The sequence below is a fragment of the Pseudomonas sp. PSB18 genome (assembly GCF_014596565.1).
Lineage (GTDB): Bacteria > Pseudomonadota > Gammaproteobacteria > Pseudomonadales > Pseudomonadaceae > Aquipseudomonas.
On sequence record NZ_NOIN01000002.1, the window covers coordinates 590,551 to 603,430 of the forward strand.

A 12,880-nucleotide genomic window follows, 5' to 3' on the forward strand; every position below is an offset into this window, starting at 1 on the left:
CACTATAACATCAACTTCGACCCCATGACGGATCTTGACCATGAACGCGTTTACGCTTCCGGACATTGCTGCCCAAGCTTCGCGCCAAGCCTTGCCTCTCGATTGGGTGGGCATGTGTGGCGTGGCCTTGCCTGTGTTGATAGATGGGCAACAACTGAGCGCCACCGCCGACCTTGGTGTCAGCCTCGACGATGGGGAAGCTCGCGGTATTCATATGTCCCGTCTGTACCTGGCATTGGAGCTGCTCGAAAAGTCGGCACTTTCTCCTCCGCTGTTGCAGCGTATCTTGTCGCAATTCCTGGACAGCCATGAGGGCCTGTCCCACGCTGCTTCCCTGACCATTCACACTGAACTGATGCTCAAACGCCCCGCACTCGTCAGCCCGTTATCAGGCTGGAAGCGCTACCCGGTGAGTATCGAAGCTCACCTGAAACATGCGATGTTCCACGTGGAACTGAACATCCAAATTCCCTATTCATCCACCTGCCCGTGTTCGGCGGCCCTGGCCAGGCAACTGATCCAACAGCAGTTCGTCGATGATTTCGCGAATAGATCCCTGGAGCACGGAGAGATTCTGGCCTGGCTGGGTTCCTCAAAAGGCATCGTGGCCACTCCCCACAGTCAACGCAGCATCGCATCCCTGAGCGTTCGGTTGAGCGCGGATACCCACCATTTGCCGCTGTCGGCGTTCATCAACCAAGCCGAAGCAGCCTTGGGCACCGCGGTACAAACCGCAGTCAAGCGCGCCGATGAATAAGCATTCGCCCTTGCCAACGGCCAGAACCTGATGTTTTGTGAGGACGCCGCTCGACGATTGAGCCTGGCCTTGAGGCAGTCTCCCGACGTCATGGCACTCAATGTGCGTGTCGTTCACGCGGAAAGTCTGCATGCCCATGACGCCGTGGCGCAAAGCCGCTGGACCCGGGAGGCAGCATGATCAACTGCCAGGCATTGCGCTGGGGTCCGCCGGGACGGCCTCTTACACCTGAGCTGTATCTGGAACGCCCCGCTGGTAGCCTGACGGCGATCATCGGCGCCAACGGCTCGGGCAAAAGCAGCCTGCTGAAAGTCCTCGCAGGGCTGCAGAAGCCCCTCTGCGGAAAGATCACGCTGGCGGTTCCACATCGGGGCGGCGTCTCGTTCCTGCCGCAACAGCAACATCTGGATCGACAATTTCCCATCAGCTTGCAAGAGCTGGTGGCCGCAGGGGCCTGGGGCAATCGACAGACCCCGGCCCAGCGAAGCCAGCGACTCGGAACGGTGCTGGAGAACTGGGCGCTGACGGGCCTGGAAAATCGTCCACTCATGGCCTTGTCTGGAGGGGAGTTACAGCGTGCCCTGCTCGCTCGCCTGAGTCTGGCTGAAGCGCCCTTGCTCTTACTTGATGAACCTCATGCGGCGCTCGATGAAGAGGGTCAGGCGCTGTTGTGGAAACACATTCACGGCTGGCATGCCGAGGGCCGCACCCTCGTGGTGGTGTGTCATGACCTTGCTGCTGTACGCCAGCATATTCCCCACACCCTATTGGTCAGCCCCACAGGCTGCACGTTGGGTCGCAGCGTTGAAGTGATCACTCAGCAACCTCATATGAAGGTGGCTTGATGCTCACGGCCACCCACCTCTGGCAGCCCTTTCAAGAGTTCGTCTTCATGCGCCGGGCGTTGCTTGGCGGCCTGGTGTTGGCCTGCAGCACAGCGCCGTTAGGGGTGTTTCTGATCCTGCGACGCATGAGCCTGATCGGCGACGCCGTGGCCCACGGCATTCTACCGGGGGCGGCACTGGGCTTCTGGTTCGCTGGACTGAGCCTGCCGGCCTTGACATTGGGCGGTCTCGGCGCGGGCCTCGGCATGGCCGGACTCGCCGCTTGGGTCACCCGCCAAACCGGCCTGCGCGAGGATGCGAGCCTTGCGGCGATCTATCCCATCTCCCTGGCGGCCGGCGTGTTGATCCTCGGCGTGGCGGGTAAACGCCTGGATCTGCTGCACCTGTTGTTCGGTTCGGCATTGGCGGTGGACGGGCCGACACTGACGGGCATGCTTTGGGTGTCGGCGGCCAGCCTGATTGCGATGGCGCTGATTTACCGCCCTTTGTTGCTCGACACTCTGGACCCGCTGTTCCTGCAAACCGTCAGCCGTCTCGGCCCGTTGGCCCATGGTGTGTTCCTGACCCTGGTGGTGCTGAACCTGGTGATCGGCTTCCAGGCCATTGGCGCGCTCATGGTGGTCGGCCTGATGATGTTGCCGGCCGCTGCCTCGCGGTTCTGGAGTCGTCGCTTGCCGGCCCTGATGGCCATCGGTGCGCTGCTCGGTTGCCTCTCGGTCTGGTTCGGCCTGTTGCTGTCCTTCTATTTCTCGCTGCCCAGCGGCCCGGCCATCGTACTGGTTGCGGGGATGTTTTATCTGCTGTCTGTGATAGTCGGTCCGGTGCACGGTCTGCTGCACCGCCCGCCCCTGCTCACATCCCCATGAGGTATTTCCCGATGCGCGTTCTGCTCGTGCTGTTCAGTTTGATGCTGTCGATGTCCCTGTCCGCCGCCGAAAAACTTCAGGTGGTCACCAGCTTCAGCATTCTCGCCGACATGACTCGACAGGTCGGTGGCGAGCATATCCGGATCACCAACATGGTCGGGCCGGATGCCGACGCGCACACGTATGAACCAACACCGGACGATGCCAAGGCACTGCTCGGTGCAAAATTGATTATCAAGAATGGATTAGGCTTCGAGCCGTGGTTGGATCGCCTGGTCACCAGCACGGAAACCCACGCTCCGGTCGTCAGTGCCAGTCGCGGCGTGATTCCGCGTTCGCTGGATGAAGACGGTGAGACCATCCCCGACCCTCACGCCTGGCACAACCTGGCGAATGCCGAACTGTACGTGCACAACATCACCAAGGCACTGGAAGCCGCCGACCCAGCCAACAAAGCCGACTATGAGCGCAACAGCCAGGCGTACCTGAAGAAGATCTACGCGCTGCTCGCCGATGCCAAGGCCAAGCTCGGCTCCCTGCCGCCTGGCAACCGCAAGATCGTGACGTCTCACGATGCGTTCGGTTATCTGGGCCAAGCCTATGGCATCGACTTCATGGCACCCCAGGGACTGTCCACCGAACGCGAACCATCAGCCGCCGAAGTCGCAGCGCTGATTACCCAGATTCGTCAGGCGCACGTCAAAGCGGTGTTCATGGAAAACATCAAGGACGCACGCCTGCTCAAGCAGATCGCTGACGAAAGCGGCGCGCACATCGGCGGCACACTGTACTCCGATGCCCTCGCCGCCAGCGGACCGGCCAGTACCTTCACCGGTCTGTTCGAATACAACCTCAACACGCTCTACGACGCGCTGTCCAAACCGTAACCTTCAGTTTCATCTGCACAACGGTCAAGCCCTCGGCTTGACCGTTCCGCAATCCTGCCCCAACCACACGGCCCGGGTATCGAGGCTGCCATTTTGCTGGATGCCGGTGGCATTGAAGGTACCGTTGACCTTGGTGGTAAATTCCCGATCGCTCTGGAAGGTCGCGATACCATTGCCCTGGGCTTTCGGGCAACTGAAGCGAAACTTCCACTGATTGCCAGTGCGCTCGGTGATCTGCTGTTTGCATCCCGACTGCGGATCTTGCAGCGGGATGTCATTGGTCTGGACCTGAGCCGGCGTCAGGCATACCCGGATCCCCTTCCCGCCCATGGTAATGCCCTGCTTTTCCAGCATCGCCCGCTGCTCCGGGGTGATCTGGTTTTGCAACTGACCGAGGATAAGTTGCAGGTCTGGCAGGTTCTGGTTATCGACTTTCATATTGCTTGAAGTCAGTTCCCACAAACCTGGCTGAAGCATCTGTGCCTGAGCCGCCACAGGTACTGACAAGCCAACCGTCAAGGCCAAACCCAGCAGACGAACATTCATTGCAAGAACTCCAGAGGACAAGTGGCCGTTAGACGCCGCCCACGGGCTTCGGTTCAGGCTCGGCAGCAGTGAATTAAATAGCGACTTTCGTCATGGAACATGGTCTGTTAGGCATTGAAACTTCAGGAGCAAGGCTGCCCCATGGATTATTTCGGACCGCATATTTTCGGTTACCTGATCGCGTTGCTTCATACCCTGGGTTCCATCGCCGCGGTGCATGCAGTACTGACGGTACGCACCGCCCAAGGCTCGATCGCCTGGGCCCTGTCACTGGTGTTTATTCCCTACCTGACGTTGATCCCTTACCTGGTGTTCGGTCGCAGCACCTTCGATGGCTACATCAAGGCACGCCGGCAAGCCAATGAAGAAATGCGCAAGGCCGTGTCCGAGTTGAACTGGCGTCCGTGGGTCGAAGAGGCCCTGACCGCCCGCGCCTCCCAGGCCTATGACTCGCTACGCGCCATGCCCAAACTGGGTCGCACACCGTGCCTGGCGAACAACGAAGTGCGCTTGCTCGTCAACGGTCACGCCACCTTCGAGGCCATTTTCCAGGCCATCGAAAGCGCCCGGGAAGCGGTGCTGATCCAGTTCTTCATCATCCATGACGACCGACTTGGCCAACGCCTGCAGTCGCTGCTTTTGAAGAAAGCCGCCGAAGGTGTAGCGGTATATCTGTTGTATGACCGGATAGGCAGCCATTCCCTGCCCCACCGCTATGTCCAGGCATTGCGCGATGGGGGTGTCCACGTCAAGGCGTTCGCCACCCGCAGCGGCTGGCTCAATCGTTTCCAGGTCAACTTTCGCAACCACCGCAAAATCGTCACGGTGGACGGTGTGCTGGGGTTCGTCGGCGGGCACAACGTGGGCGACGAATACATGGGGGAAATGCCGCCATTGTCGCCGTGGCGCGACACCCATGTCGAAGTACGCGGCCCCGTGGTGGCGAGCATGCAGGAGTCATTTGCCGAAGACTGGTTCTGGGCTGCCCGTTCATTGCCCCCCTTGATCCTGCCGGACACCTACCCCGATGACGGCGTGCTCTGCCAGTTGCTGGCCAGCGGGCCGGCCGATGCCCAGGAAACCTGTTCGCTTTTTTTCGTCGAGGCTATCCATGCGGCCAGCGAACGGGTCTGGATCACCACGCCCTACTTCATTCCTGACGAGTCGGTATTCGCTGCATTGCGCCTGGCGGTGCTGCGCGGGGTGGACGTGCGCATCCTCCTGCCCTCACGACCGGATCATAAGATCGTCTATGCCGCCTCCAGCCTGTACGCGTTCGAAGCGGTACGCGCCGGTGTGCGCGTCTTCCGCTACGAGCCGGGGTTCCTGCATCAGAAAGTGGTGCTGATCGATCGGGAAATCAGCGCCATCGGCAGCGCTAACCTGGACAACCGTTCGTTCCGGTTGAATTTCGAAGTGATGTTGCTGACGGTGGATATTCCGTTCGCCACCGAGGTGGAACAGATGCTTGAAAAAGACTTCGCTCAAGCCCACGAAATCGCCAAAGAGGAAAGCCGGGAAACCCACCGCCTGCAGAAGGTCGGCATGCGGGTCGCCCGGCTTATTTCGCCGATTCTTTAAGGTGTGTAGATATCGTCGCGGGTCCAGGGCAAATCATGGCTGCCATCGGCGTAAGCCTTCACTGCCAGGATCTGATGCAGATTGATCCACCCCTTGGCGAACGCATAGGCGCAGCCGGCCAGGTACAAGCGCCAGATTCGCAGCGCCTGTTCCGGCACCTCTTTCGACGCGGCTTCCAGATTGTCTTCGAGCCGCTCGCTCCAGTGATCCAGGGTTCGCGCGTAGTGCAGGCGCAAACTCTCCACATCGACAATCTCCAACCCGGCCTCGCTGATCTGGGCTGAAATCATCGACAGGTGCGGCAGCTCGCCATTGGGGAACACGTACTTCTCGATGAAGTCCCCCGCACCACGGCCGACCGGACGGCCATCGGTGTGTTTGGCCGTGATGCCATGGTTCATCACCAGCCCACCCTCGCGGACCGCGCCAAACAGCGTCTTGCAGTACTGCTCCAGATTGGCGTGGCCCACGTGCTCGAACATGCCGACGCTGACCACCTTGTCGAAGCGACCGTCCTGCGGAAGGTCCCGGTAATCCAGCAACTGCAACTCCACTTGACCCTCGAGGCCCTCCGCTTTGACCCGCTCCCGGGCCAGGGCGAGTTGCGCTTTGCTCAAGGTAATGCCGAACACCCTGACGCCGAACTCCCGTGCCGCATAACGCGCCAATCCACCCCATCCGCAACCGACATCCAACAGGTATTCACCGGGCTGGAGACGCAGTTTCCGGCACAGGTGACGGAACTTGGCTTGTTGGGCCTGCTCGATGGTTTCGCTGCCCGTCTCGAAATAGGCGCAGGAGTAGGCCATGTCGCTGTCGAGCCACAGTTGATAAAACGCGTTGGAAAGGTCGTAGTGATAGGAAATCGCCTTGGCGTCGGTTTCCTTGTCGTGGACTGAACGTACCGGCAGGCTATCGCCCTCTTCGTCCACCAGGGCCTGGCTCCATTCATCGCAGACCCGGATCACTTCGCTGATCGAGCCTTCGAGTTCGAGCTTGCCTTCGACAAACGCCGCCCCCAGCGCGTCCAGGCTGGGATGGGTGAGTTGCGCGACCATCTGTGGGTCCTTGACCACGATCGTGACGCTGGGATCGGCACCCAGCGTGAATTCATGGCCGTCCCAGAGTCGCAGCCGAAGCGACAGTTGGAGATTCTGTAAGGCCGGTGGAAGTTGCGCGAGCATGAAATATCCCCCTTGTTTCAGACGTCTGAAATGAGGGTAGACCATTGTAGAAAAATAGCAGGCTATCGAATTTATAGCCTTTTTCTATCGTCGTCCGTATTCGCTCCCTGAGCCGGTACTCCCAACTGTTTCACCCTCTTCCACCATGGACTGCAAGTCCGACGCACAAGTTCTACCCCTCGTCCTGGACTTTCAGCAACGGTTCCTGAAAGCGTAGCAGTCTTCCGGCATTGCCCAATACCAGCAACGTGCTCAGGTTATGCAACAGCGCTGCAATCATGGCCCCCGCCGCGCCAAGCCAGCCGAACGCAGCAAAGGCGACAATCGCCAGCGTCCAGCCCAGACCGATGATCACGTTGACCTGAAGCGTATGCCGGCATTGGCGGCTGAGCCGCACGCAGGTACCGAGGCGCCTCAGGTCGCTGCCGATCAGGACGATGTCCGCGGACGCCAGGGCAATGTCCGCACCACCTGCCCCCATGGCCACACCCACCACCCCGGCCTTGAGCGCCAGCGAGTCATTGATGCCGTCGCCGACGACCATGGGGCGGAAACCATTGTCGATTTCCGTCATGACCCGCTTGAGCTTGTCCTCCGGCAACGCCTGGGCCTGTACATCGGCGATGCCGACTTCCCGGGCGAGCGTGCTAGCCACACTTTGGCGGTCACCGGTCAGCAACAGCTGCCGCCCCAGGCCCAGCGTCCGCAGCTCAGCCATGGCGATCTGTGCTTCCGGCTTGACGCTATCGGCCAGCAGCAACCAGGCGAGGAACCGTCCATCCAGGGCCAGGCCGGCAATCGGGCCGTCATGATCAGGTACCGTTGACGTATCGATGCCCAGCTGAACGAACAACTCAGGTCGACCAAGGGCGGCTTCACCCTGGCTGGTCATCGCCACCACACCCAGGCCCTGCCGCTCATGAATGTCCGTCAATTGCAGATATTTTTCCGACTCCACCAGCCCTGCCAACGCCCGGCTGACCGGATGGCTGCTGGCCGAACCGAGGCTCGCGGCCAATGGCAACAGGGACGGCTGATCGCGCTCCGCGCTTTCGATGGATTGCAGGCGCAAAGTGCCGTAAGTCAGGGTTCCGGTCTTATCGACAACCAGTGACGTCAGGTCCGCCAGTTCCTCCAGGAACGCCGAACTACGGATCAGGATGCCATGGCGTGCCGCCACCGCGATCCCCGCGATGGCGGTCGCCGGCGCCGATAACACCAGCGCGCAAGGACAGGCCGCCACCAGCACCGCCAGCATCGCCTGGGCATCGTTGGTAATGAACCAGGTCACCGCCGCCAGCAACAACACCAACACCAGATAGCTACCGGCGTAACGCTCCAGCAACCGGGTGATGGGCGGCTTCGAACGTTCGGCGTTTTGCATCAGGGCAATGACCTTGCCCAGTGTCGACTCCTGGCCTGTGCGGGTCACTTCCAGACGCAGCAATCCATCGAGATTGATCGCCCCCCCAAACACCTCGGTGCCCGTCACCGCTTCCAGCGGCACCGACTCACCGGTAATAGGCGCAGTGTCGAGGCTGGCCTGGCCGGACAATACCCGGCCATCGGCCGGCACCCGATCACCGGCACGCACCTCTACCGTATCCCCAGGCCGTAGCGTGGCGTTATCGACTTCAATGATCGAACCATCGGCCAACACCTTGCGCCCCAGGCTGCGCGTCAGTTGGCCCAAGGCGTGGATGGCTTCCTGGGAACCGATAACACTGCGCTCCTCCAGCACATGGCCGAAAATCATGATGATCGGCAGCAGTGCAGCCGTCAGCAGATCCCCGGTGGCCCAGGCCCCCAGCATCGCCAGGGCGATCAACTGGTCGGTGATGCCATGCAAACTCGGATACCGCAGGCTGTACCACGCCGAACGCATCACCGGCACTGCGACCAACAGCGAAGCGACCCCCAACAGCAACTGGCTGACCCCGGTCTGCTCCGGTGACCAGGCGCGCCATACCAGACCCAGCGCGAGCAGACCGAGGGCAAGCATCGCCAGGGTCAACTGTCGGGCGGCGGTGCGTTGTTCGGCGCTGGACAACATCGGTACTGCGGCGGTTTGCGCGCTCATTGCTCAGCTCCCTGAATAATCAGGCGGGAATCGTCTTTCGGGTCGACGGTGGTCACAGACCCCGCCTGACGGAGAATGCCGGGCATACGTTCGCGGTATAGGCGAAGCAGCATTTGCGGATCGGCGTCTTTGCTCTTCGCCAGGCTGAGCACCGTAGCGGTGTCGGCCGAGGCCTTGGCGAGCCGTTCGCTTGCCTGGGCATGCGCCACTTGCAGGGCGCGGTCGGAATCCTGGCGAGCGGTCTGGGTCAGTTTCTCGGCTTCGGTGCGAGCATTGGCAACGGCTTTGTCGGCCTGCTGACTGGCCGTCAGCACCGCATTGAATGCGCTCACCGCCGGTCCCGGCAGGCTTGACTGGACATCGACCCGTACCACTTCGATCCCCAGCCCCTGCCCCGTAGCGACAAGATCGGCCAGCCGTCGGTTGATGCCTTGTACGAGATCACCGCGCAGGCGCTCGCGGCGTTCGGCGGCCTGGTTGTCACTGCCGATCAGTTCGGGACGGGCGACCAGAATCGTGTCCAAGTCCCGAGCCGCTGCAAGGGTAACGGCGCTGCGGGTGACCAGGCGATCCAGCGCTGGCAGTACATGCTCACCCTGCAAAACGAACGCATAGGGCTCGGTAACTTTGTAGAACACCCGCACATCCAGTTGCACCACTCCGGCGTCACCGGTCAATAAATAGCCAGATCCGGCCAGGGCATCACTGACCGGCGAGGCAAAACTGGCGACCCGATCAGCCTGCAAAGCCGCATCCGAGCGCAGCAGGTTTTCCACGCGCCGCTCCAGAACCCGATCCGCTGCCGGGAGCAGGATTACTTGTTCCACCGGACGTGGCCACGCCAACAGCAGGCCGGCATTCTGAATGCGATCCAGCGCGCCAAAGTGCAGCACCACGGCGCGGTTTTGAGGGTCGATCTGTCGAACGTTGGAAAAGACCCAAGCCAACGCAGCCAGGATTGTGACTGCGTACAGAGCCAGAAACGCCACGCGTCCAGCCTGAATCCAGGGGCTGGATAAGTCATTTGTTCCACGTGGAACCACACTCATGGTTGTGTTCCACCTTTGAGTTCCACTGACGGCGGACCGTCAACCAACACTCGGAAAGGTGCCGCATCGGTGCGCAGGATCAGTTTAGTGCCAGGGCTGACAATGGTGCCCAAGGTGTCCAGTGAACGCAGCAGGTTGTAGAGCTGGGGCGAACCGGCGTAGGCCTTGCCATAAATTTCAGCAGCCTCGACCCGGGACTGAGCCTCGATATCGGCGGCCTTCACCGTGGCATCCGCCTGCACGATCCGCGCATCGCGCTCGGCGGCTGAGCGAATTTGCGCCGCTTCGCGTTTACCGATAGCGGTGCGTTCGGTGGCGATGGTTTCCCGCTCGGCACGCATGCGATCCACCGTCGCGGTCAACGTTACCGAAGGCAAGGTCAGACGCTCGATGCCCACTTGCAGGACCCGCACGCCATAGGTGGCGAGCAATTGCTGTTCGATCTGCTGGCGCAACTGCGCTTCGAAATCGCCGATGCGAACCTGGCTGGCGTCGGTATTGACCAGATTCGCCAGGTCAAAACTGGCAGCCGTGGTTTCTAGAGCCGACCCAACGAACGTGCGAATCTGCCGGGCGGCCTCATCCGGTTGGTTCTGCACGGCGCGCATGAAGCGCTGAACGTTGTCTGGGTCACCCTGCACCTGCCACGCCACATAGGCTTGAACAATGATGCGCAACCCATCACGGGTACCAACGTCCTGCAGACCGCTGGACGTTGTGCGTAGCCGCAAGTCCACCGGAATCGCCGCCTCGAACGGTGCCGGCCAGCGCCAACCCAGGCCGGGCTGCAGCAGCACTCGTGCCGGATTGCCGAAGCGGGTGATGACGGTCGCCTCCCCCGAGCGCACCTGGACCAGGCTCGCGGCCGCGACGGCAAAGGCTACCAGCAGCGCCGCCCAACCCATGCGCCGCCAGGGAAATGGCCCGGCTTCCTGCGGATCACCGTGATGATGGTGGTGATGCCCATGATGATGGCCGGCATGGCCGTGATCATGATGGGTGTGATCGTGATGATCGTGGGAAGAAGACTGGCTCAATGGGCAGCTCCTGGCTGGACAAGGTTACGCGGCGATGCGGGATCTGCCGGAAGCGTGAAAGTGCGCAGGTCAATGGTCGGCGCGTTGCCGCTGCCGCCCAGACGGTGATCGAGAATCAGCAACTTGGCACTGCCAAGACCCCGGCTCAGTTGGCTGAGGTACTGTTCCAGCACAAAGGCGTGGCCGGCCGTGGCATAGGCCTTGCGTTCGGCGCTGAAGCGCAAGTCGGAAGCCTGGGCGGTCGCGTTGATTTCCCGGGCGGTGGCCTGGGCCTGGTCGTGGGCAATACTGGCTTGCAGTTGTGCCTGGTTGGTCTGCTCCGCCGCCGCACCGCGCTCTCGTGCAATCAAGGCCTGGGCACCGATTTGCGCTGCTTGTACGCCGTGGTAGGCATTGGCCGCCCCCGCTGGCGGATGGATCGCTTCGACCACGGTCGCCAGGATTTCCACGCCACTGTCGAGCGCCTGCAAATCGGTTTGCACAGCCCGACCGATTTCATCGGCCAGGCTGACACGATCTGCGCCCAACAAACCGTCCAGCGTGCGCGAGGCGAACTCATGCACCAGCACGCGGCTGGCGGTGCTGCGAATCAGTGTGGGGATGTCGGCGCTGTTGTAGGTAGCGGCCAGGGCCGCCGCATCGGTCAGGCCAATGCGATAGACAAAACGCACATCCATGTTGACGATCTGGAAACTCTGCTGATCGGCACGACGGCTGGCAATCACTTGGGATTTATCGTTCACATGGCTGGCGTCCCACAAACGGTTGGCAATCGCCGGCGCCGGACCTTCCGCCGATTCGGCCTCAGTACTCGCCCGACTTTCGCCCGCGCTGGTGGCCAGTTCATGGACGATGCCGTTTTCGACGCTCAGCACCCGCCCCAACGGCCAGGGCAAGCCGAACTGCAAACCAGGGCCGAACACTTCCACTGGCTTGCCAAAACGCTCATAGATGCCGCGCCCTTGCAGCGGTACTTCATGCACGCCCGTGAGCAGCCAACCCACCAGCGACACCAGCGCCAGCACTGGGAAAAAGGCACGGCGCATGTAGCTGAACGCCCAGATCTGACGCAGATCGATACCGAAACGGTTGTGCAGCTCGTGCTGCAGGGCCAGCAAAGGTTGCGGCGGCCAGCGCAGCAGGTCGGCAATGACACTGCGGCCCAGCAAGGTCGGTTCCAGGGAATCCCGGCGTGGGCTGAACAATGACAGCAGGGCTCGCAGCAACAGCTCCGTCGCCGCCAGCCCCGGCAACAACCCCATCAGCACCGCCAGGCGCACCGGCCAGAGGGACGATTCACTCGCGAACAACAGGCACAGCGCGCCGAGCACCAGCACGATAATCGCCAGGCGGGTCAGTTGCGCCAGCGGCAGCGCTTCCGGCCATTCAAGGGTAGGTTGCTGAGCCAGTTGACGTTCAAACACCAATAAACCGAACGCTATCAACAAGGACAGCACTGCCCCCACGCTGGCCGATGCGCCAAGCGTGGTCGCCGGCAACGCCAGATTCCAGGCTTGCTCCAGACTCAGCAGCGCCAACCCTGCCCAACTGGCCAGCCACAACGTTGGCGCACCGATCTGTTTCAGCAGACCGATCCACCGCGCGCTGATGCGTTCCAGCAGTCGCTCATACCAGCCGGATTGATCAACCGGTTCGCGCTCGACAGCCGGGATAACCGCCGTCGGCAGCAACGCCCTGCTGCGCCATTGCGTCACCCACCAGGCGGATTGCAGACCCGCCACCAACACCAGCAATGCCGCACTTTGACTCGCCAGCAAGGCCGGCCACATGGATTGCGGCGAAAACAGTCCGACAAAGAACCCCGCCACCAACCCCACGCCCGCCAGGACGGCCAACGCAAAAGCGATCCGCTTCAGGCGCCGCCCCTGGGACTGTGCCTGCTGAAAGCGTGGCCGTTCGGCCACCTGTGCCCCCTCGACATCAAGATCGACTTGCATACCACCCCAGCATTTGGCGATCAAAACCGGGCATGTGGACAGACTCCACAGCCTTTTCGTTATATGGCGTTACCTTATAACGATAGCTGT

At 61.5% G+C, this 12,880-nt stretch carries 10 protein-coding genes and 1 pseudogene; 5 read left to right on the forward strand and 6 right to left on the reverse strand.

What is annotated here, in order from left to right:
- Positions 1-40: 40 nt before the first annotated feature.
- The 4 genes and pseudogenes from folE2 (at position 41) to CGA22_RS06770 (ending at position 3,355) form a co-directional block, all read left to right on the forward strand.
- Positions 41-937: pseudogene (folE2, locus tag CGA22_RS06755) on the forward strand (GTP cyclohydrolase FolE2).
- Entirely contained in the window at positions 934-1,602 is a 669-nt protein-coding gene (locus CGA22_RS06760) for a metal ABC transporter ATP-binding protein (RefSeq protein ID WP_041023995.1), read from the forward strand. Before folE2 ends, CGA22_RS06760 begins: the two are co-directional and overlap by 4 nt.
- Complete coding sequence (locus CGA22_RS06765; RefSeq protein WP_041023996.1) at positions 1,602-2,468, forward strand: metal ABC transporter permease; 867 nt, start codon at positions 1,602-1,604, stop codon at positions 2,466-2,468. The genes CGA22_RS06760 and CGA22_RS06765 overlap by 1 nt, the downstream gene beginning before the upstream one ends.
- A gap of 11 nt (positions 2,469-2,479) precedes the next feature.
- Positions 2,480-3,355, forward strand: a complete 876-nt coding sequence (locus CGA22_RS06770; protein WP_041023997.1) for a metal ABC transporter substrate-binding protein — start codon at positions 2,480-2,482, stop codon at positions 3,353-3,355.
- A gap of 24 nt (positions 3,356-3,379) precedes the next feature.
- Here CGA22_RS06770 and CGA22_RS06775 read toward each other — a convergent pair whose 3' ends face one another.
- On the reverse strand, positions 3,380-3,901 hold the full coding sequence (locus CGA22_RS06775; protein ID WP_041023998.1) for a DUF3617 domain-containing protein: 522 nt from the start codon (positions 3,899-3,901) through the stop codon (positions 3,380-3,382).
- Positions 3,902-4,042: 141 nt separating this feature from the next.
- Between CGA22_RS06775 and cls the strand changes: the two genes are divergently transcribed.
- Positions 4,043-5,482, forward strand: a complete 1,440-nt coding sequence (gene cls, locus CGA22_RS06780; protein ID WP_041023999.1) for a cardiolipin synthase — start codon at positions 4,043-4,045, stop codon at positions 5,480-5,482.
- Here cls and cfaB read toward each other — a convergent pair.
- The 5 genes from cfaB to CGA22_RS06805 all read right to left on the reverse strand — a co-directional run bounded on the left by cfaB (position 5,479) and on the right by CGA22_RS06805 (position 12,790).
- Complete coding sequence (cfaB, locus tag CGA22_RS06785; RefSeq protein ID WP_041024000.1) at positions 5,479-6,666, reverse strand: C17 cyclopropane fatty acid synthase CfaB; 1,188 nt, start codon at positions 6,664-6,666, stop codon at positions 5,479-5,481. The genes cls and cfaB overlap by 4 nt on opposite strands.
- Positions 6,667-6,838: 172 nt before the next feature.
- Positions 6,839-8,746, reverse strand: coding sequence for a heavy metal translocating P-type ATPase (locus CGA22_RS06790; protein WP_041024001.1), 1,908 nt, complete (start codon positions 8,744-8,746; stop codon positions 6,839-6,841).
- Positions 8,743-9,795: a protease modulator HflK gene (gene hflK, locus CGA22_RS06795; RefSeq protein WP_041024002.1), complete on the reverse strand. Its 1,053-nt coding sequence runs from the start codon at positions 9,793-9,795 to the stop codon at positions 8,743-8,745. Before hflK ends, CGA22_RS06790 begins: the two co-directional genes overlap by 4 nt.
- The gene (hflC, locus tag CGA22_RS06800) at positions 9,792-10,832 is read right to left on the reverse strand and encodes a protease modulator HflC (protein WP_041024003.1); all 1,041 of its coding nucleotides are present in this window, start codon (positions 10,830-10,832) and stop codon (positions 9,792-9,794) included. Before hflC ends, hflK begins: the two co-directional genes overlap by 4 nt.
- On the reverse strand, positions 10,829-12,790 hold the full coding sequence (locus CGA22_RS06805; protein ID WP_041024004.1) for a protease modulator HflK: 1,962 nt from the start codon (positions 12,788-12,790) through the stop codon (positions 10,829-10,831). Before CGA22_RS06805 ends, hflC begins: the two co-directional genes overlap by 4 nt.
- Positions 12,791-12,880: the final 90 nt, after the last annotated feature.